At 52.2% G+C, this 18614-nt stretch carries 19 protein-coding genes; 11 read left to right on the forward strand and 8 right to left on the reverse strand.

The annotated features are described in order from the left end of the window. Positions 1-349: 349 nt before the first annotated feature. Positions 350-916: a hypothetical protein gene (locus Q4G72_RS15770; protein WP_303312390.1), complete on the forward strand. Its 567-nt coding sequence runs from the start codon at positions 350-352 to the stop codon at positions 914-916. Between the two features lie 81 nt (positions 917-997). Here Q4G72_RS15770 and Q4G72_RS15775 read toward each other — a convergent pair whose 3' ends face one another. The 3 genes from Q4G72_RS15775 to era form a co-directional block, all read right to left on the reverse strand. Next, complete coding sequence (locus Q4G72_RS15775; RefSeq protein ID WP_303312391.1) at positions 998-1237, reverse strand: hypothetical protein; 240 nt, start codon at positions 1235-1237, stop codon at positions 998-1000. Between the two features lie 151 nt (positions 1238-1388). After that, positions 1389-2711, reverse strand: a complete 1323-nt coding sequence (gene der / locus Q4G72_RS15780; protein ID WP_303312392.1) for a ribosome biogenesis GTPase Der — start codon at positions 2709-2711, stop codon at positions 1389-1391. An 80-nt stretch (positions 2712-2791) separates the two neighbouring features. Continuing rightward, positions 2792-3694, reverse strand: coding sequence for a GTPase Era (gene era, locus Q4G72_RS15785; protein WP_303312393.1), 903 nt, complete (start codon positions 3692-3694; stop codon positions 2792-2794). 228 nt (positions 3695-3922) lie between these two features. Here era and hemH point away from each other — a divergent pair, with 228 nt between their 5' ends. Beyond that, positions 3923-4969, forward strand: coding sequence for a ferrochelatase (gene hemH / locus Q4G72_RS15790; RefSeq protein ID WP_303312394.1), 1047 nt, complete (start codon positions 3923-3925; stop codon positions 4967-4969). Between the two features lie 89 nt (positions 4970-5058). On the opposite strand, the gene Q4G72_RS15795 is transcribed toward hemH, so the two are convergent. From Q4G72_RS15795 to glmM, 4 genes are all read right to left on the reverse strand, one after another. Continuing rightward, on the reverse strand, positions 5059-5568 hold the full coding sequence (locus Q4G72_RS15795; RefSeq protein ID WP_303312395.1) for a PRC-barrel domain-containing protein: 510 nt from the start codon (positions 5566-5568) through the stop codon (positions 5059-5061). A 67-nt stretch (positions 5569-5635) separates the two neighbouring features. After that, positions 5636-6262, reverse strand: coding sequence for a hypothetical protein (locus Q4G72_RS15800; protein WP_303312396.1), 627 nt, complete (start codon positions 6260-6262; stop codon positions 5636-5638). A 140-nt stretch (positions 6263-6402) separates the two neighbouring features. Next, positions 6403-7584 (reverse strand): cysteine desulfurase family protein, encoded by a 1182-nt coding sequence (locus Q4G72_RS15805; RefSeq protein WP_303312397.1) that lies wholly within the window; start codon positions 7582-7584, stop codon positions 6403-6405. 198 nt (positions 7585-7782) lie between these two features. Next, positions 7783-9177 carry a phosphoglucosamine mutase gene (gene glmM, locus Q4G72_RS15810; protein WP_303312451.1) on the reverse strand — a complete coding sequence of 465 codons (1395 nt, stop codon included), beginning with the start codon at positions 9175-9177 and terminating at the stop codon, positions 7783-7785. A 165-nt stretch (positions 9178-9342) separates the two neighbouring features. Between glmM and mazG the strand changes: the two genes are divergently transcribed. The 9 genes from mazG to Q4G72_RS15855 all read left to right on the forward strand — a co-directional run bounded on the left by mazG (position 9343) and on the right by Q4G72_RS15855 (position 17443). Continuing rightward, positions 9343-10185: a nucleoside triphosphate pyrophosphohydrolase gene (mazG, locus tag Q4G72_RS15815; protein WP_303312398.1), complete on the forward strand. Its 843-nt coding sequence runs from the start codon at positions 9343-9345 to the stop codon at positions 10183-10185. A 254-nt stretch (positions 10186-10439) separates the two neighbouring features. After that, entirely contained in the window at positions 10440-11312 is an 873-nt protein-coding gene (locus Q4G72_RS15820) for a MotA/TolQ/ExbB proton channel family protein (protein ID WP_303312399.1), read from the forward strand. A 65-nt stretch (positions 11313-11377) separates the two neighbouring features. Beyond that, a complete protein-coding gene (locus Q4G72_RS15825) occupies positions 11378-12001 on the forward strand; it encodes an ExbD/TolR family protein (protein WP_303312400.1) in 624 nt (207 codons plus the stop codon). Between the two features lie 10 nt (positions 12002-12011). After that, positions 12012-12533 carry an ExbD/TolR family protein gene (locus Q4G72_RS15830; protein ID WP_303312401.1) on the forward strand — a complete coding sequence of 174 codons (522 nt, stop codon included), beginning with the start codon at positions 12012-12014 and terminating at the stop codon, positions 12531-12533. Next, complete coding sequence (locus Q4G72_RS15835; RefSeq protein ID WP_303312402.1) at positions 12530-13354, forward strand: energy transducer TonB; 825 nt, start codon at positions 12530-12532, stop codon at positions 13352-13354. Before Q4G72_RS15830 ends, Q4G72_RS15835 begins: the two co-directional genes overlap by 4 nt. A gap of 208 nt (positions 13355-13562) precedes the next feature. Further along, on the forward strand, positions 13563-14372 hold the full coding sequence (locus tag Q4G72_RS15840) for an energy transducer TonB (RefSeq protein ID WP_303312403.1): 810 nt from the start codon (positions 13563-13565) through the stop codon (positions 14370-14372). Between the two features lie 180 nt (positions 14373-14552). Continuing rightward, positions 14553-14801: a hypothetical protein gene (locus Q4G72_RS15845; protein WP_303312404.1), complete on the forward strand. Its 249-nt coding sequence runs from the start codon at positions 14553-14555 to the stop codon at positions 14799-14801. Continuing rightward, positions 14791-15759, forward strand: coding sequence for a PstS family phosphate ABC transporter substrate-binding protein (locus Q4G72_RS15850; protein ID WP_303312405.1), 969 nt, complete (start codon positions 14791-14793; stop codon positions 15757-15759). The genes Q4G72_RS15845 and Q4G72_RS15850 overlap by 11 nt, the downstream gene beginning before the upstream one ends. A gap of 52 nt (positions 15760-15811) precedes the next feature. Then, a complete protein-coding gene (locus Q4G72_RS15855) occupies positions 15812-17443 on the forward strand; it encodes a tetratricopeptide repeat protein (RefSeq protein ID WP_303312406.1) in 1632 nt (543 codons plus the stop codon). A 68-nt stretch (positions 17444-17511) separates the two neighbouring features. Here Q4G72_RS15855 and Q4G72_RS15860 read toward each other — a convergent pair whose 3' ends face one another. Then, positions 17512-18561: an RluA family pseudouridine synthase gene (locus Q4G72_RS15860; RefSeq protein WP_303312407.1), complete on the reverse strand. Its 1050-nt coding sequence runs from the start codon at positions 18559-18561 to the stop codon at positions 17512-17514. Between the last annotated feature and the right edge of the window lie 53 nt (positions 18562-18614).

Raw genomic sequence — 18614 nt, forward strand, 5'->3', positions numbered from 1 at the left:
TTACCGAACCAGTTGGGCATTATGCCTGCTACAATTGGGTATTCTTCTGCTGGCCGCGCAGCTTGGTGATGGGTTGTTTACGCTTGTAGGTGCTTCCTATATTACTGGGCCCTTAGGAATTTTACTGCTTGCCGTTGCAGCTATTGCAGCCAGGCAAAGGCGTTGGGTAACCAGCATTATAACCTTACTAGCTGCCCTACCCGGGCTATTGCTATTAATCCTCCTACTATCCTTAACATTAAGTAGCAAACTATAAGTACAATAGAGTAATGTGCCTGTGCTCACTGAACAAATGACCTAGATACCATTGTTCATGTATACGCGTGAGCTATAGTCTGCTCTATATTCTATGCATACCATCGAACCTCATTATAACTGGATAGAGCAGTATTCCGCTGCTGAAGACCCCCGCTCCCCGCTGTTTGAAACCGAGAACAGCTTAGACCACTACGTCAATACTATTTACGGCTACTATATCCATCCCCAGTGGGACAGCCTGGAATCTGATACTCTATTCCTGAAAATCCTGTTCGTGGACTACGAGCAGGGCATCGGCATCATTGAGTTTATTGGCGAGTGGAATGATGCCATTGAGAATGATGTGATGCAGCTTAAGCGCAACATCATAGATTCTATGGTGCACGAAGGCGTCCGCAAATTCGTGCTGATCGGGGAAAACGTCTTCAATTTCCACGGCTCCGATGACTGCTACTATGAGGAGTGGTTTGAAGACGTGGAGGATGGCTGGATTGCTGCCGTCAACTTCCAAGAACACGTTATCAGGGAAATGCGCCAGTATAACATCGACAACTATGTAAACTTTGGTGGGCAGCTGGACGAGCTGCCCTGGCGCACTTATGGCCCCCGCAAGCTCTTTAAGGTGATTGACGGACTGTTAGAACGCCGCTTAGGCTAATAACTAAACTCCCTTAAACGAAAAAGAGGGCTTCTCCCGTGGGAGAAGCCCTCTTTTTATATGCGCTGGGCGCAGAAGAAATTACTTAGCGTCCTTTGCGTCAGCCGAGTTTTCCATAGCGTCAGCCTTAGCGTCAGCCGAGTCACGTACTGCATCAGCAGCAGCCTCGTTAGCACCAGCATCTTCCATAGCGTCAGCTTTGGCTTCGCCAGCTTCTTCTACGTTGTCAGCAGCCTGCTCCTGCGTGTTTTCAGTTTTGCTGTCGCAAGAAGCGAACGAGAAAGAAACAGCAGCAAGGGCGAGGAACAATACCTTTTTCATGGTGGGGTTGTTTTGAAAATGAAAAGTCTTTTTAGGTCGATTCCAACAGAAAGCTCCGCGGAATCTGGTGGTTTATACCGGTTAGTGAAAAAAGGTAACCCAACCTGTAAAAGAATTTCCTTGGCCCTGCCTTATTCGACCGTTCAAACGCTTATTTCTTCCGGAAAATAATACCCACCGGTACACCAGTAAAGTCAAAATGCTCACGCAGACGGTTCTCCAAGTAGCGGGTATAGCTTTCCAGTACATACTGCGGCAGGTTGCAGAAGAAGGCAAATACCGGGTTATGCGTGGGCAACTGCGTTACGTACTTGATGCGTACCATTTTGCCCTTCTGGATGGGCGGCGGATACTTCTCAATTTCCTTCAGCATCACCTCGTTCAGCTCCGAGGTTGGAATTTTGCGGCGCTTGTTTTCGTACACGTCAATGGCCGTTTCAATGGCCTTGTGCACGCGCTGCTTGTTCAGTACGGAAATGAAGATGATAGGCGGGTAGCTGATAGGCGCAATCTTCTCGCGGATTTTCGCCTCGAACTCCTTGGCCGTGTTAGTTTCCTTACCCTCGATGAGGTCCCACTTGTTGACCAGAATCACGATGCCCTTGCGGTTTTTGTCGGCCAGGCCAATAATGTTCAGGTCCTGTGACTCAATACCACGAGTGGCATCCAGCATCACAATGCAGATATCGGATTCTTCCAGCGCCCGGATGGAGCGCAGTACGGAATAGAACTCAATGTCCTCGTGTACCTTGGCTTTGCGGCGCAAACCAGCCGTATCTACCAAAATAAATTCTTTGCCAAAGGCATTGTAGCGCGCCTGAATAGAGTCGCGGGTGGTGCCGGCAATGTCCGTTACAATACTGCGGTCGGTGCCCAGCAGCAGGTTCACGAAGGATGACTTACCCACGTTGGGGCGGCCTACCACAGCAATTTTTGGAATGCCTGCATCGGGCTCCTCTATGCCTTCTTCCTCAAAATGGCTAACCACAGCATCCAGCAGGTCGCCGGTGCCGGAGCCGCTCTGGGAGCTGATGGGGTAGATTTCACCATTGCCCATACCCAGCGCGTAGAACTCGCCGGCGGCGTGGGCGCGGGTGTTGGTATCGGCCTTGTTGGCTACCAGATAAATCGGCTTTTTGCCCTGGTAGCGGCGCAGCACGTTGGCAAATTCTTCGTCCAGGTGGTGCAGGCCAGCATCTACGTCCACCATAAATAGCACCACATCGGCTTCATCAATAGCCAGCTTTACCTGCTTATTGATTTCGCCTTCGAAGATATCCTCGGAGTTGTGCACGTACCCACCCGTGTCGATAACGGTGTAGTACTTGCCGGTCCAGTCGCCGTAGCCGTAGTGCCGGTCGCGGGTTACGCCGGACTCGTTGTCCATAATGGCCTTACGCTGGCCAACCAAGCGGTTGAATAAAGTAGACTTACCCACGTTTGGGCGGCCCACAATGGCAATCGTATTTTTCATATTGTCTGACTCCAGCCGCCGGCCCGACCATTTTCGGCAGTGCCCGGAGTAGTTAAGTGAAGGAAGGTCGGAAGCGTTTATTAACTGTTGTTATACCCGAAGCGGCTCAGGGCCTTGGGGTCGGCGCGCCAGTTTTCGTTGACTTTCACGTGGATTTCGAGGAACACTTTCTTCAGAAAGAATTTCTCCATTTCCTCGCGGGCCCAGGTGCCTACTTTCTTCAGGGCCTCGCCTTTCTGGCCAATGACAATGCCTTTCTGGCTGGCCCGCTCCACGTAAATAGTGGAGCGCATCCGGATGATATCTTCTTCTTCTTTAAACTCATCAATAGCTACCTCACAGCTGTAGGGCACCTCTTTCTTGTAGAGCTTAAAGATTTTCTCCCGAATCATCTCGGCAGCAAAGAACCGCTCGGGCTTGTCGGTTAGTTCATCTTTCGGATAATAAGGTGGGTGCACCGGCAGCTTTTCCAGCACCAGCTCCAGCACCCGTTCGGTACCGAAGGCATTCAGGGCCGAGATAGGCAGCACTTCGGCGGCGTTGGGCAGCTGCTCGTGCCAGTAGGCCAGCTTGGCTTCCACATCGGCCTGGTCAGCCTGGTCTATCTTGTTTACCAGCACCATAATGGTGACGTCCTGCATTTTGCGCAGCCGCTCCACAATGGGTTCTTCGTCGTGCTTTTCGTAGATATCCGTTACAAACAGCACCACGTCAGCATCTTCCAGAGATGAATACACAAACGACATCATGGCGTTGTGCAGCTCATATTTGGGCTGAATGATGCCGGGCGTATCGGAGTAGATCAGCTGGAAATCGTCGCCGTTGAGGATGCCGAGGATGCGGTGGCGGGTGGTTTGGGCTTTGCTCGTGACGATGCTCAGCCGCTCACCTACCAGCGCGTTCATCAGCGTCGACTTGCCCACGTTGGGTTTGCCGATAATGCTCACGAAGCCAGCGCGGTGTGGAGTAGGGATGGTATTCATTTCAGACTCTGAAATTTGGCCCGCAAAGGTACGACTTTTACCCCGCCCGGCCGCCGGTTATTAAAACATCGGGGGTGGCCAGATTGTCTGTACCCCAAATTGAAAGATGACGGATGTCAGTTTTAGTTCGGCAACGGTTGTACGACCTTTGTAGTTCTTTACCCTGGCCAAGTCCTCTGATATGCTCAGAGGACTTGCCTGCTTACCTCTTTCGGCGTTACGGTTTCTATGTCCTCTACCCCCGCTTCTTCTAAAGGCCGCATCGGCGTCCTGCTCGTGAACCTCGGTACGCCCGACTCGCCCCAAACCAGCGATGTGCGCCGCTACCTCAACGAATTTCTGACAGATGCCCGCGTGATTGATATGCCGGCCGCCGTGCGCTATCCGCTGTTTCAGGGCTTGGTAGTGCCGCTACGGGCCCCTAAATCGGCCAAAATATATCAGCAGCTCTGGACGGACCGCGGCTCTCCCCTACTATACCACGGCCTCGACCTGAAAAAGCTAGTGCAGGAAAAGTTAGGGAAGGATTACCTGGTGGCTTTTGGCATGCGCTACCAAAAGCCCAGCATTGAGCTGGCACTACAGGAGCTGCGCGATGCGGCCGTGGAGCGCATTATTGTGCTACCGCTATTTCCGCAATACGCGGCGGCCAGCACGGGCTCGGTGCAGCAAAAGGTGATGGACATTGTGAGCAAATGGTGGGTAGTGCCTACTATTTCCTTCATTAGCTCTTTTACTGACGATCCTGGCTTTATTGCTTCATTTGCCGCTCTGGGCCTGCAGGAAATGCAGAAGCACGACTACGACCATGTAGTATTCAGCTACCACGGTATTCCGGAGCGCCACGTGCTGAAAGGCAGCCAAAATGGGTATTGCAAGCTGAGTAGCTGCTGCAACCACTACAACAAGAACAACCGCTACTGCTACCGGGCGCAGTGCTACGAAACCTCCCGCCTGCTGGCCAAAGCCATGAACCTTGCTCCAGAGCAGTATACCGTCACGTTCCAGAGCCGTCTGCAAAGCCGCCTCCGTGACCCGTGGCTGCAACCTTATACCGATGAGGTTCTGAAAGAATTTCCGGCTAAAGGCATCCACAATGTGCTGGCCTTTAGCCCCGCTTTCGTGGCTGATTGCCTGGAAACCACCATTGAGGTAGGCACGGAATTCAAGGAAATGTTTGAGCAGGCCGGTGGTAAGCACTGGCAGTTGGTGCCCAGCCTGAACGCCAACCCGATGTGGGTAGATGCCGTGGCTGATTTAGTGCATCGCAACTAACTACTGAATATCAAAAACAGCAACGCCTGGCCCTTCTAAGCAGAGTGACCAGGCGTTGCTGTTTTTATTTAAATCGGGTTTAGAACAGGTTACACTATGCGGCGGCGCAGGTTGCTGGCCGATTCCGTAGAATGGCGGTTCTGGTAAAAGTGTTGCTCATTGTAAGGCGCCTGCTCATAAAAAGGTGTGGCATGCTCCGGTAGGGGGAGTTTCAAGGAGCGTAGCATGGCTTCTTCGTATTCCCGGGTAATTTGAATATCGGTGTAAGGTGGGTAATCCAGCACCGACTGTAGGTTGAGGGAAGGCACGAAGATGTTGTCTCCATCCTCATCAATGGTGGCCACACCAATAGGGAGCAGAATGTGGCGCGCCCACTTATCAATTTGAAGCGAAGCATCCAGTTCAATGTCGAGGTAGCGAACTTTCATGGCGTCTTCGTCTACAATCAATTCAAAGACGTCCCCAAACTTTTTACCGTCGCTGCCGCGTACGGCCCAGCCGCGTACATCCACGCTGTCGTCAGCTACTTCAAAGTTTTCCAGGTCGCGCAGGCGGCGCAGGTGCATGCCTTGGGCAGAGGGTATGGGAGTAGGTTCCATAGTAGTAGTGTTATCTCATATACCAGAAGCCTGCAGCCGGATAACCGTGCCTGCTTCTGATACTGGGTTAGCTGAAGCTCTTCAGAATTTGAGCCGCCTGGCTGAAAAATGCGCGTTGCATCTCCTGCTGGGCTGGCTCGTCGCGGCCGCTGAGGGCGTCGGCCTGCTTGGTGAGGCGGTTTACAGGAGCGGCCTGTTCCGGATACGCTTTCTGTTGAATGGCTTGTAGCATAGCCGCAGTAGCCGTAAAGCCTGGTCTCAGGCTGGTGCCAGGTTCTTCCAGGCGGCTGGTGGCACTGGTCAGATCGTTGCGCCTTTCCTGCACGGTCGGATCCTGGCGCAGGTCGTCCCGGTCGGCTAAAGAAACCAACACGCCAGTCAGTAAGTGCAGGCCACGCCGGCCATAGTCCGTAACTGAGCGGGCAGAGTCTGTAGCGAAGGCATAGAAGGCTTCCGGTGTGGCGGCTACCTCGTTAGCCATATCTTCCATGGCCTTCGTGTCAGCCGCAGCGGAGGTATCAGACGTAGCCCCAAGCGGCTGGGTAGTGTTAGTAGGAGGTATGGCGTCAACGGGTTGTTCTGGGTCGGCGCGGAAGAAGAAAAACCAGATCAGACCTAGCACCACCAAGGCCAGCAGTACGGCCAGCCAGGGGCTCAGGGACTTTTTCTTGCGTTGGATATTAATGTCAGCCATATCGGTATATAGTGTTGCTGAGACAGTACGGCACATTTCAGAATTAGGTGCTGTCGGCCTTCTGATTTCACCCAAAAAATAATACCCTCCCTTAAATGCCTAAAGGAGGGTATTATTTTGTCAGACTTATCAAGAGGACATTAGGCCGGCACCTTACGGTACATCTTGGCCAACTGCTCCACGGCATAGTCTACTTCCTGGGGCGTGTTAAACTTGCTCATAGAGAAGCGAATGGTGCCCCGGTCGGGGTCGCAGCCCAAGGCCTGCAGCACATGTGAGCCAGCCTGTGCTCCGCTGGTACAAGCCGAGCCACCCGACACGGACACTTTATTAATGTCGAGGTTGAAGAGCAGCATTTCGTTCATCTCGGAAGGCGGCAGGCTCACGCTCAGGACAGTGTAAAGGCTATGGTCAGCGTCGGCAGACGTTCCATTGAATTCTACTCCGTCAATTTCAGCACGTAGCTTTTCAATAAACCGGTCTTTCAGGGCCTGAATGGTGCGGTGATGCTCGGCCATGTCGCGGTAAGCAATTTCCAGCGCCTTAGCCAGCCCAATGATGCCATACACATTCTCAGTGCCGGCACGCTGGTTGCGCTCCTGCGAGCCGCCATGAATCAGGGCATCTACCAGCAGGCCGGAGCGGCGGTACAGGAAGCCAATGCCTTTAGGCCCATGAAATTTATGCCCGGACCCTACCAGAAAATGTGCTTTTAGTTGCTGCACATCGTGGCGGTAGTGGCCCATCGTCTGCACCGTATCGGTATGAAAAATGGCATCGTGCCGGGCGCAGATGTCGCCAATAGCCGCAATGTCATTCAGGTTACCAATTTCATTATTGGCTTGCATCAGGCTCACAAAAGTGCGCGGGTGCGTAGCTAACAGCTCTTCCAGATGCTCCAGATCAAAGCGGCCCCGCTCGTCGTGGCGCAGATAGCTGAGCTTTAGGTCACCGGCTTTTTCCAGCGCCTGCATGGTGTGCAGCACGGCGTGGTGCTCCAGCTGGGAGGTAATACCGTGTTTCAGGCCCAGCGTACGCACACTACCAAAAGCGGCGTAGTTATCAGCTTCGGTGCCGCAGGAGGTAAAAACAATTTCTGCCGGCGCCGCATTAATCAGGTGCGCAATGGTTTTGCGGGCATTTTCGATGGCTGCCCGCACCTGCCGGCCGTGACTATGAATGCTGCTGGGGTTGCCAAAATGCTCACGCATAAAAGGCAGCATGGCATCCAGCACTTCGGGGTCCAGCGGCGTGGTGGCCGCATTATCAAAGTATACCGCCCGTGATGCCGACGAAGGAGTACAATCAGAAGGAGTTGACATAGCCCAGCAACGAAGTAGAAATAATGATCTGCCAGGCTTCTTTGCACCCGACAGTAGTACAAAAGTAAAAGATTCCCGGTGCCCAGCGCGGACTTTGATGGTGAAAACCCTGCGGCCCACTTCTCCTTAGCACGCAATAAAAAGCCCAGGACACAATGCCTGGGCTTTTCTGCTACAACCTCACTGGAGTGAAGAAGCTTAAACGTTTACCGCAATAATCTCCTTGATGTCGCCAATAATCTTGTTTGCCAGGTAGTCGGCAGTGGCATTAGAATCTGACTCGGCATAAATGCGGATAATGGGTTCCGTGTTTGACTTGCGCAGGTGCACCCACTCTTTATCAAACTCGATTTTCACCCCATCAATGGTATTCACGGGCTGCTTGGCATAACGCAGCTGCATTTTCTCCAGCACCTGGTCGGTGTTTATTTCCGGTGTCAGCTCAATCTTATTTTTCGAGATAAAGTAGTTGGGGTAAGAGGCACGTAGGCGTGTCATCGTTAGGCCGGTTTTGGCCAGGTGGCTCAGAAAAAGCGCAATACCTACCAACGAGTCCCGACCGTAGTGCAGCTCGGGATAGATGATACCTCCATTGCCTTCTCCCCCTATAACAGCGTTGGTTTCCTTCATTTTGGTTACCACATTCACCTCCCCTACCGCAGCGGCGGCGTATTGGCCACCGTGTTTCTCGGTTACATCCCGCAGGGCACGAGTGCTGCTTAGATTGCTAACGGTGTTGCCACCGCCATTTTGCTGTAGCACATAATCGGCTACGGCGACCAGGGTATACTCTTCCCCGAACATAGTGCCATCCTCATTGACCAAGGCCAAGCGGTCTACATCGGGGTCCACTACAATGCCTACATCGAAAGAGCCCTTTTCCAGCACCTTGGCAATGTCCCGTAGGTTTTCAGGCAGCGGCTCGGGGTTGTGGGCAAAGTCACCGGTGGGCTCGCAGAATAACTTTTCAATAGTGGTTACGCCCAATGCTTCCAGCAGCATAGGCACTGCAAAGCCGCCGGTAGAGTTTACGGCGTCTACAACCACCCGGAAGTTCTTGGCTTTAATAGCTGCCACATCTACCAGTGGCAGAGCCAGAATAGCTTCTATATGCGTCTGCAGAAACGTATCGTCGGTGCTGTACTGGCCGAGCTTGGTTACCGGGGCGAAATCAAAAGCCTCTGAGTCGCCGAGAGCCAGCACCTGCTGTCCATCAGCGTCCGAGATGAATTCGCCTTTATCATTCAGAAGCTTCAGTGCGTTCCACTGCTTGGGGTTATGCGAAGCAGTGAGAATGATACCTCCACCCGCTTTTTTAGCTGGCACCGCCATTTCCACAGTAGGGGTGGTGCTCAGACCCAGATCGATAACATGAATGCCCAGGCCCTGTAGTGTAGCTGCTACCAGCTTGCTCACCATTTCGCCCGATAAGCGGGCGTCACGACCGATAACAATCGTATTATTCTGCGTTTTGTTTAGAACCCAGCTGCCGAAAGCGGCAGCATATTTCACCACGTCCAACGGCGTCAGACCTTCGCCTGCCGCGCCCCCGATAGTGCCTCGTATGCCCGAAATGGATTTGATGAGTGCCACTAGAATGTTATTTTTTTGAATGGGCAAAAGTAGAGAAAAGCCCGTTGTTTTTATGAATAATACACGGCTTGCCGTGTTGCGCCGTGGCCGCTACGCTATTACGCAGGCAGCCGCAACAGGGACATATTTTTTCCTCAGCGGCTGCCCTGTTGTATATTTGACTTGATGGATACAACCAATTCTGATGACCGCCGCTCTGAGCAGTTGGCCGCTTTTGGCCGCCTGTTGGATGTGCTTGACCGGCTTCGGGCTGAGTGCCCCTGGGACCGAAAACAAACGATGCAGAGCCTACGGCATCTGACCATTGAAGAAACCTACGAACTCTCGGACGCCATTCTACGGGACGATTTGCCCGATGTCAGCAAGGAGCTAGGTGACGTGATGTTACACCTGGTTTTCTACGCCAAAATTGCCGCTGAGAAAGGGGCCTTTGATATTGCTGATGTACTTAATGCACAGTGCGAGAAGCTCATTTTCCGCCACCCCCACATTTATGGTGATACCACCGTGACCAGTGAGGAGGACGTGAAGCGCAACTGGGAACAGCTTAAACTCAAGGAGAAAGGCAATTCTTCAGTGCTGGGTGGCGTACCTGTAACATTACCTGCCCTGATAAAGGCCATGCGCATCCAGGAAAAAGCCCGTGGTGCTGGCTTTGATTGGGAACGAAAGGAGCAGGTGTGGGAAAAGGTACAGGAGGAACTGGAGGAGTTTAGAGCGGAGTTTGCCGAAGCTGAAAACAGCCCTGAACACCAGCAGCGAGCGGCCGCTGAATTCGGCGACCTGCTCTTTTCCTTAATCAACTTCGCCCGCTTTGCCGGCATAAACCCGGAAGAGGCACTGGAACATACCAACCGAAAGTTTATCCGCCGTTTCCAGTACCTGGAAACAGAAGCAGCCCGCGACGGGCACCAGCTCGCTAACCTGACGTTAGCACAGATGGATGTGTATTGGAACCAAGCCAAGGCTCTGCCCGTAGACGACAAAACCCCTTCTTCTGAGAAATAGCCTTTTTTCCAGATGAATGCTACATAGATGCGTTTAAACGCAAGTTGTATTTGGCAGGGACAAGGCTTTTGCTTAGGTTTGCCAAGGAGAGTATAGGTTCCGGAGTAGTCCCCGTTCACAAGCAGACCCACTGTTTTGCCTCACACCGGCTAACTAGTGCGGGTTAACGGGGCTTCGTCGTCTTTATACAAACCAGCCCTGTTTACACTTTCAAAAATTACCTTTCACCAACCATCCCCTAATTTTCCGGAACAATGGAACAAAAGAATGCCATGAACAAGAACGTGCGGCCTGCCGCTCCAGCTGCGCCTAAGAGCGAAGCCAAAGGCGGTTCCGCGTTTGCCGCCATCGTGATTCCACTGGCTTTTATTGTGAGTATCATTATCTACATTTTTGTACTGGGTAATGGTTCTAACTTCCAGGGTGGCGACAACGCTAATGCTGCACTGCCAGGCAACTACCTGGGCACCGTTTATAAAGGCGGTGTTATTGTACCAATCCTGATGTCGCTTTTCCTGTTGGTAATTACCTTCTCGATTGAGCGCTACCTCACCATCAGCAAGGCTAAAGGCTCTAAGAGCATTGAGAGCTTTGTACGTACTGTTCGTCAGAAGCTGAACTCGAATGACATTTCGGGTGCTATTGCCGCCTGCGACCAGCAGAAAGGCTCGGTAGCCGCCGTAGTAAAGTCAGGCCTGCTGAAGTACCAGGAAATGGCCCGCGAGCGGGGCATGGACAAGGACCAGAAGATCCTGGCTATCCAGAAAGAAATCGAAGAATCGACTACCCTGGAGCTGCCAATGTTGGAGAAGAACCTCGTAATTCTGTCGACCATTGCTTCGGTTTCTACGCTGATTGGTCTGCTGGGTACGGTATTCGGTATGATCAAGGCCTTCTCGGCCCTGGCACAAGCTGGTAACCCTGATGCTGTTGCACTGGCTGAAGGTATTTCGGAAGCTCTGATCAACACGGCTATTGGTATTGCCGGTTCGGCTATTGCCATCATTGCCTACAACTTCTTCACCAGCAAAATTGACGAGCTGACCTACAGCATTGACGAGGCTGGCTTCAGCATCATTCAGACCTTCGCTGCTCAACACGGCGAAAAGGAAACTTACACGGCCTAAGTTGCGGTTAACGCAATAAAGCTCCAGTAAGTCTCGTTTTCTGAATATTCTCAACCACGCTAGAAATGCCTAAAGTAAAGCCCCATAGAACGTCCCCTTCGCTGGATATGACCCCGATGGTGGACCTGGCATTCCTGCTGGTGACGTTCTTCATGCTCACGACTAAGTTTGCCCCTGAGGAAGTGGTGGTGGTAGATACCCCCTCTTCTACCTCGGAATTTAAACTACCCGAGAGTAACGTAATTCGCATCCTGATTGACAAGGATAAGCGCGTGTTTTTTGGCTTGGAAAGCGACAAGGCCAAACCCCTGCTGCTCGACCGGATGGGCGCCAAGTATGGCGTGACCTTCAGCGAGAAGCAGAAACGTGCTTTTGGCGGCCTCAACAGCTTCGGCGTACCTGTACAGCAGCTTGGCTCCTTGCTCAACATGGGCAGCGAGCAGCGCAAAGAAGTTAAGCAGCCCGGTATTCCGGCCGACTCACTGAACAATCAGTTGATCGACTGGGTAATGGAAGCGCGTAAAGCCAACCAGGAAGCCATTGGTAAGCCTACCTACATTGCCATTAAAGGCGACGGCAATGCCGATGTACCGACCGTGAAGAAAGTCATCAAGTTTCTGCAGGAGAAGAACATCAACCGTTTCAACCTCATCACGGACTTGGAGAACAAGCCCACAGTGAGCAAATAAGCGCAGCGCCATGGCAGAAATACAACAACAAGCCGACTCCGGCAAAGGCGGGAAGAAGCGGGCCAAGAAAATGTCGACCAAAATCGACATGACCCCAATGGTTGACTTGGCCTTCCTCCTTCTGACCTTCTTTATGCTGACTACCACGTTCAATAAGCCGAACGTGATGCAGATTACCATGCCGGTGAAACCGAAGCCTGGTGATCCGCCACAGGAGCTGAAAGCGTCGGATGCCCTTACTGTTCTTATAGGTGAGAACAATAAGATCTACTACTACGACGGTCTGCTCTCTGATAAGGACAAACCGGAGTTGAAACTTTCCAGCTATGATGCCAATGGCATCCGGAAAGTTCTGCTGGACCATCAGCGCCAAAACCCCAAAACGGTGGTGCTGATTAAGCCAGACGACAAGTCCAACTACAAAAACATGGTGGATATCCTGGATGAGATGAACATCACCGACCAGAAGAAATACGCGTTGGTGGAAATCTCTAAGGCTGATACCGAACTCATTAAATCTTCCGGGCTATGATGGATAACACTCAGATAGCGCGTGCGAGTCTTAATGATCTTGTATTTGAGGGCCGCAACAAAGCCTATGGGGCTTATGTGCTGCGCCGCCTGTACAACCGTCACGTCACGCGCGCTCTTCTCATCGCCGTTGCTCTATTTGCCCTGTTGGTATTCATTCCAACCATTGCCCGCATGTTCAGCGGCAATGAGGTAGTAGATGACGAGAAGATGTTGAAGGAAAACGTCCTGATGGATGCACCTCCACTGGACCAAACCAAGCCACCGCCGCCGCCGCCGCCGCCAGACGCGCCGCCACCACCACCACCCAAACTCTCCACCATCAAATTCACGCCTCCGGTAGTGAAGAAAGATGAGGAAGTACGGAAAGTGGAGGAAATTCCGGATCAAAAGGAACTGGAAGACAAGGTAGTAGCTACGGCTACCGTGAAAGGCAACACCGATAACCCCAATTTGGAGGGTTTAGAAGGTGAAGGCAACGCGGTAGTAGCCGAAGTGGTGGATACGAAAGTGTATACCTATGTAGAGCAGATGCCGGTATTCCCCGGCGGACAGGAAGCCCTGCTGCAATACATCGGTAAAAACATCAAGTATCCAGCTATGGCGCTGCGCAACCAGATTGAGGGCAAGGTATTCGTAGCCTTCACCGTAAACCCGGATGGGCAGGTGCAGGATGTGAAAGTAACCAAGCCGCTTGGTGGCGGTTGCGACGAAGAAGCAGTACGCGTTATCAAAACGCTGCCACGCTTCTCGCCAGGTAAGCAGAACGGCCGCGCAGTAAGTGTATCGTTTACTGTACCGGTAACCTTCGCTATCCGCTAACAAAAGGCTGTTTTAGCCACATCAAAAAACCGACCTGGACATCCTTTCCGGGTCGGTTTTTTATTTTATTCAAATTTATAGCCACATGCATACTATGTTGAAAACAGTGGCCGTTGTGTAGAGGAAAGCCGGGCAGCAGGTCTGTGGAGAATGGATGGCTTGGGTAACACGCGTCGGGAATCTTTGCTCACCTTTAACCCATACCGCCATGAACACCGCACAATTGCAGACTGCGTCTCTGGACGACATGATTTTTGAGGGCCGTAACAAAGCTTACGGCGCTTACTTGCTTCGGCGCTTATACAACCGCCACTTGGCTGCAGCCATCACCATTGCTACGGCGCTGTTTGCTCTTCTTATTGCAGCTCCTCTGTTAATTCACTACTTGTTTCCTCCTGTGGTAGTGGTACCAGAACTTGGTATTCCGGATAAGGTAATTGACTTGCAGCCCTACACCGAGCCTAAAAGCCAACAGGCAGCCAAGGCACAGCCCATTGTGCGCCCCCAAGAAGAAATAGCGACCAAGGTGGTCAAGACACTAAGCAAAAAGGAGCCGGTAGAGCCAGCCCAGCCCGTTACCCCCGCGGTGGACGGACCACTACAGGGCAATTCTGGGCCAGTAGCTACTGATTCCGGTGCTGGAGTTGGTAGCTCTGGCGGGATTGATTCGGGCACCGTCACAGCCCCGGTTGCGCCGCCTGCAAAGCCTTTTACTTATGTGGAAGTAATGCCTGAATTTGCGGGTGGTTCTAAAGCTTTACAGGCTTACCTGCAGCAGCATTTGCGGTTCCCGGCTCAGGCCTTGCAGCATCAGGTGTCAGGGCGGGTATATGTGGCCTTTACAGTAGGCGTAAATGGCGCCATTTCCGATGTAGAAGTAGTGAAGGCACTGGGCTATGGTACCGGGGAAGAAGCCGAAAGGGTAATCCGTAGTATGCCCGACTGGACACCGGGCCGCCAGAATGGCCAGAACGTACCCGTGCGCTATACGCTGCCTATTACGTTCCGATTTGAATAAGCTTCCTGACCACCGTTCAATATAAAAGCAGGCTATTCCGGGGTATATCCCGCGGAATAACCTGCTTTTTGGCGCTAAATAGCCTTGTTCGTATATAGTACGTTGTGCAGGTAAACCAACTGGTTACTTTTACACGTTTAACCATCATATTCTGTTGCATTAGCGCTTACCTCCTTCTCTATGTTTGAACGCCCACCCACCGACGAGCGGCTTCGCCCGCGTGGCAACCGCAACCTAAGCCAGTATTTCGTATTGGTGATGGGCGTGGTGTATACCGGCCTGGGGCTTTACCTACTTCTAAGCCCCGCCACTTTTCTCTCTCTTCCTTCTACCCCCCGCCGGATTCTAGGCGTACTCCTGGTATTCTATGGAATTATTAGATTTGTTCGCACCTACCGGCAAAACTTACGGCAAACTAATGATGAATAATCCGACTTCGTTGCGGGCCTTAGGGCTGGTTTTGGCCTCTGCCTTGTGTTTGCTCTCCGCCTGTAACCAAGGTGGGCCCTCCGGCGCGGCCAATGATGATACCCCTACCAGCGGCAGTGTGGCTATTGCTGTTGATGCTACTTTCGAGCCCATTGTAAAGTCGCAGGTTGATACGTTTCATAAGCTTTATCAATACGCTAAAATCAGCGCCCGCTACGAGCCCGAGGCCGACGCTATGCGCGACCTGATGAACGATAAAGTGCGCTTGGCTGTTTTAACCCGTGAATTGACAGCCGCAGAGAAGGCAGATTTTGACCGCAAAAAGCTCTTCCCGCGCACTACGCACATTGCCACCGATGGCTTAGCCATTATTGTGCATCCCTCTAACCCTGATACGCTCCTAACCATGGAGCAACTCCGCGGCATCTTTGGCGGCCAGACCAAACAGTGGCAGCAGGTCAATCAGAAAAATAAGCTGGGAGATATTACGGTCGTTTTCGACTCTAACAACTCCAGTACCAGCCGCTATATGCAGGACTCCGTTACAAAAGGGGCTCCGCTGGCGAAGGGGGCGTTTGCCTCTCAGTCGAACCCGGCTCTGCTAGATTACGTTGCTACTCACCCCAAGGCCATTGGCGTCATTGGAGTGAATTGGATTAGCGACCAGGACGACAAGGAAGTACGTGGCTTCTTGGAGAAAATTCGGGTGGTTGGCATCAGTACTTCACCCCGCCCGCAGAAAACCGATGAGTACGTACAACCTTACCAAGCCTACTTAGCGTTGAAGACTTACCCACTCAGACGCAACGTATATGTTATCAGCCGGGAGGCCCGCGCCGGACTTGGCACCGGTTTTGCATCCTTTGTTGCCGGGACCAAAGGTCAGCTTATCATTCTCAAATCTGGTTTGGTACCTGCCACTGGCCAGACGCGTATCGTGAATACGACCCCTAATTAATACTGACTCCCTAGTTCATTTTTCTTACGCTTTTTCACTTAATATTTCACACATGAAGTTCAAGCCCTGGAAGCTCTCGCTCCTCGTTGCCTTGTCTGCTACCAGTACTGCTGTGTTCGCACAGGATATTGCTGGCGCTCAAAAAGCCATGAATCTGGAGCGCTATAGCGAAGCCCGCCGCTTGTTGGCACAAGGCCAGTCGCCGGAGGCCTCCATTGAGATGGGTCGTTTGTATCTGTTGATGGAAAAGCCCGACTCGGCGGCTTATTTCTTCAATAAAGGCGTTACTAACGCCAAGTCGCCACAATCAATGGTAGCGGCGGGTCGTGCCTTTTTGGCCCAAGGCAAAAAAGCCGAAGCTGAAATTCAGTTCGACAATGCAGTTAAAGCCTCTAAATCGAAGGACGCAAAGATCCTGACGATGATTGGCCAGGCTTACGCTGAGTCAAATGAGAAAGATGCCAAGAAAGCCATTGAGTACCTGAACCTGGCTACCAAGCTGAATAAAAAGGATGACCCTCAGACAATGGTTCTGCTGGGCGACATCTACCTGAAGCAGGAAAATGGTGGTGGCGATGCCATGAACGCCTATGAGCGTGCTACGCTAGCTGACCCCAACAATGTGCTGGCACATTTCCGCAAAGGCCAGTTGAATGTTCGCTCGCGCAACTATAACGGTGCCCGTGATGCTTTCCAGAAGGTTATCAGCATCGACCCCAACTATGCTCCTGCTTACCGGGAACTGGGTGAGATGTACTACCTCATTGGTAAGTATGATGATGCACTGAGCACGTTCCAGAAGTACCGGGACATGGCAGAAAACACGCCTAGCACGCAGGCAAAGTATGCTTCGTTCCTGTTCCTGACCAAGAAATACCCTGAGGCGCTGACGGAAATTCAGAAGATTCTGCAATCGGATCCGAAAAACGTGACCATGAACCGCCTGCAGGCCTATTCGCTCTATGAAACCGGCCAGAACGACAAAGCACTGGTGGCCATGGAGAACTACATGAAGACGGCGCCGGCCGATAAGATCATTACCCAGGACTATATCTACCAGGGTAAGATGCTGGCCAAAGCGGGTCGTTCGGAAGAAGGCATTGCTATGATCAAGAAAGCAATTGCTGCCGACCCCTCGCAGGCTGCTGATCTGCAGAATGATCTGGCGCAGGCTTACATTGCTTCGAAAAACTATCCTATGGCCATTGCTACTTACCGGGCAAAGCTTCAGGGTGGCAAAGGAGAACTCACGGACAACGTGTATCTGGCTCGTGCCTATGAGTTCAATAAGCAATATGCGCAGGCGGATAGCCTCTACGGTGTAATTATAGCCGCTCGTCCGACTTACGTACCAGGTTACCTGATGCGTGCCCGGGCCAATGCTAACCTTGATCCGGATTCCAAGCAGGGTACCGCTAAGGCACACTACGAGAAGTACATTGAGGTAGCAAATGCCAACGACCCTTCGAAGTATACTGAAGGTCTGGTAGAAGCCAACAAGTACTTAGGCTACTACTACTACCAGAAAGGTGACAAGGCTGCTTCTTTGCCCTACTGGCAGGCCGCCAAGACCCTGGCTCCTAATGATGCGCAAGCAACCACGGCTATTAATGAAATAACCAAGAAAGCTGCACCGCGCAAAACCACCACGACTACCAAGAAAACCACGGTAAAGCAGAAGTAGTCGTCTGCATTCATAAAAAAAGCCCGCTACTAATGTAGCGGGCTTTTTTTATGACTTACCTCTGAAGGCTAAGCCGACTCTTCGGTATACATCTCCCAGGCTTCCAGCGCGGCCAGGAAGTCAGCGGGCAGTTCAACCTCGTGCTGAATATGGGCGCCTGTTACAGGATGCACGAACCCCAACGACTTGGCATGAAGTGCCTGCCGCGGTATGAGAGCAAGTACCTTCTCCGCAAAAGCCTTGTATGTGCCGGTACGCTGCCCATAAAGCACTTTATCTCCGCCATAGGTAGCATCGGAGAACAAAGGGTGACCAATGTGCTTCATATGCACTCTAATCTGATGGGTACGGCCGGTTTCCAGGTTACACTGCACCAAGGAGACATGCCGGAAAGTGCGAAGTACTTTATAATGGGTTACGGCATGCTTGCCCTGCCCCCCATCAGGATATACAGCCTGCACTTTGCGGTCCTTTAGACTGCGGCCGATATGGCCCCGCACGGTGCCTTCAGTTTCCTTGGGCACACCCCATACCAGCGCCAGGTAAGTGCGCTCAATGGTATGGTGAAAGAACTGCTGGGATAAGTGCGTCATGGCCCATTCCGTCTTGCCAATAACCAATAGGCCCGAGGTATCTTTATCAATACGGTGTACCAAGCCCGGCCGTATCTCGCCATTGCGCCCCGTAGGCAGGTTCCGGAAATGGTAGGCCAGCCCGTTCACTAAAGTACCTTGCCAGTTACCAAAGGCCGGGTGGACCACCATACCGGCTGGCTTGTTCACCAACAGTACCGATTCGTCTTCGTAGCGAATATCCAGTTCCATAGGCTCGGGCGTCACTTTTACTTCGCGCGGTGGTTCCGGAAGCGTAATGGTGATGACATCGAGCGGCTTGACGCGGTAATTCGCTTTAGCTGGCTTATCATTTACCTGAACCGCCTCGGCTTTAATTGCATTCTGAATCTTAGTGCGCGACGCATTAGGCAGACGGTTCATCAGAAACTTATCGAGGCGCAAGAGTTCCTGCCCACGGTCCGCCCGGATGCGGTGGTGCTCATACAGCTCATCACTAGTTTCCAGGTCGTCGGCCTCGAAGTTTTCGTCAGCTAAATCAATCATAAGAGGTACAGAACCGAAAAGGGTAAGCGCAAACAAACAAGAAAGCCGGAACC

This window comes from Hymenobacter sp. BT730 (assembly GCF_030542105.1).
Taxonomy (GTDB): Bacteria; Bacteroidota; Bacteroidia; order Cytophagales; family Hymenobacteraceae; genus Hymenobacter.

Bases quoted from the DNA above. Each gene is read 5' to 3' on its own strand.
- mazG (WP_303312398.1), top strand. From the start codon at position 9,343: ATGGATACAACCAATTCTGATGACCGCCGCTCTGAGCAGTTGGCCGCT.
- Q4G72_RS15775 (WP_303312391.1), bottom strand. From the start codon at position 1,237: ATGAAAAAGGTATTGTTCCTCGCCCTTGCTGCTGTTTCTTTCTCGTTC.
- Q4G72_RS15855 (WP_303312406.1), top strand. From the start codon at position 15,812: ATGAAGTTCAAGCCCTGGAAGCTCTCGCTCCTCGTTGCCTTGTCTGCT.
- Q4G72_RS15820 (WP_303312399.1), top strand. From the start codon at position 10,440: ATGGAACAAAAGAATGCCATGAACAAGAACGTGCGGCCTGCCGCTCCA.
- Q4G72_RS15845 (WP_303312404.1), top strand. From the start codon at position 14,553: ATGTTTGAACGCCCACCCACCGACGAGCGGCTTCGCCCGCGTGGCAAC.
- era (WP_303312393.1), bottom strand. From the start codon at position 3,694: ATGAATACCATCCCTACTCCACACCGCGCTGGCTTCGTGAGCATTATC.
- Q4G72_RS15825 (WP_303312400.1), top strand. From the start codon at position 11,378: ATGCCTAAAGTAAAGCCCCATAGAACGTCCCCTTCGCTGGATATGACC.
- Q4G72_RS15860 (WP_303312407.1), bottom strand. From the start codon at position 18,561: ATGATTGATTTAGCTGACGAAAACTTCGAGGCCGACGACCTGGAAACT.
- hemH (WP_303312394.1), top strand. From the start codon at position 3,923: ATGTCCTCTACCCCCGCTTCTTCTAAAGGCCGCATCGGCGTCCTGCTC.
- Q4G72_RS15835 (WP_303312402.1), top strand. From the start codon at position 12,530: ATGATGGATAACACTCAGATAGCGCGTGCGAGTCTTAATGATCTTGTA.
- Q4G72_RS15830 (WP_303312401.1), top strand. From the start codon at position 12,012: ATGGCAGAAATACAACAACAAGCCGACTCCGGCAAAGGCGGGAAGAAG.
- Q4G72_RS15805 (WP_303312397.1), bottom strand. From the start codon at position 7,584: ATGTCAACTCCTTCTGATTGTACTCCTTCGTCGGCATCACGGGCGGTA.
- Q4G72_RS15800 (WP_303312396.1), bottom strand. From the start codon at position 6,262: ATGGCTGACATTAATATCCAACGCAAGAAAAAGTCCCTGAGCCCCTGG.
- Q4G72_RS15850 (WP_303312405.1), top strand. From the start codon at position 14,791: ATGATGAATAATCCGACTTCGTTGCGGGCCTTAGGGCTGGTTTTGGCC.
- der (WP_303312392.1), bottom strand. From the start codon at position 2,711: ATGAAAAATACGATTGCCATTGTGGGCCGCCCAAACGTGGGTAAGTCT.
- Q4G72_RS15795 (WP_303312395.1), bottom strand. From the start codon at position 5,568: ATGGAACCTACTCCCATACCCTCTGCCCAAGGCATGCACCTGCGCCGC.
- Q4G72_RS15840 (WP_303312403.1), top strand. From the start codon at position 13,563: ATGAACACCGCACAATTGCAGACTGCGTCTCTGGACGACATGATTTTT.
- Q4G72_RS15770 (WP_303312390.1), top strand. From the start codon at position 350: ATGCATACCATCGAACCTCATTATAACTGGATAGAGCAGTATTCCGCT.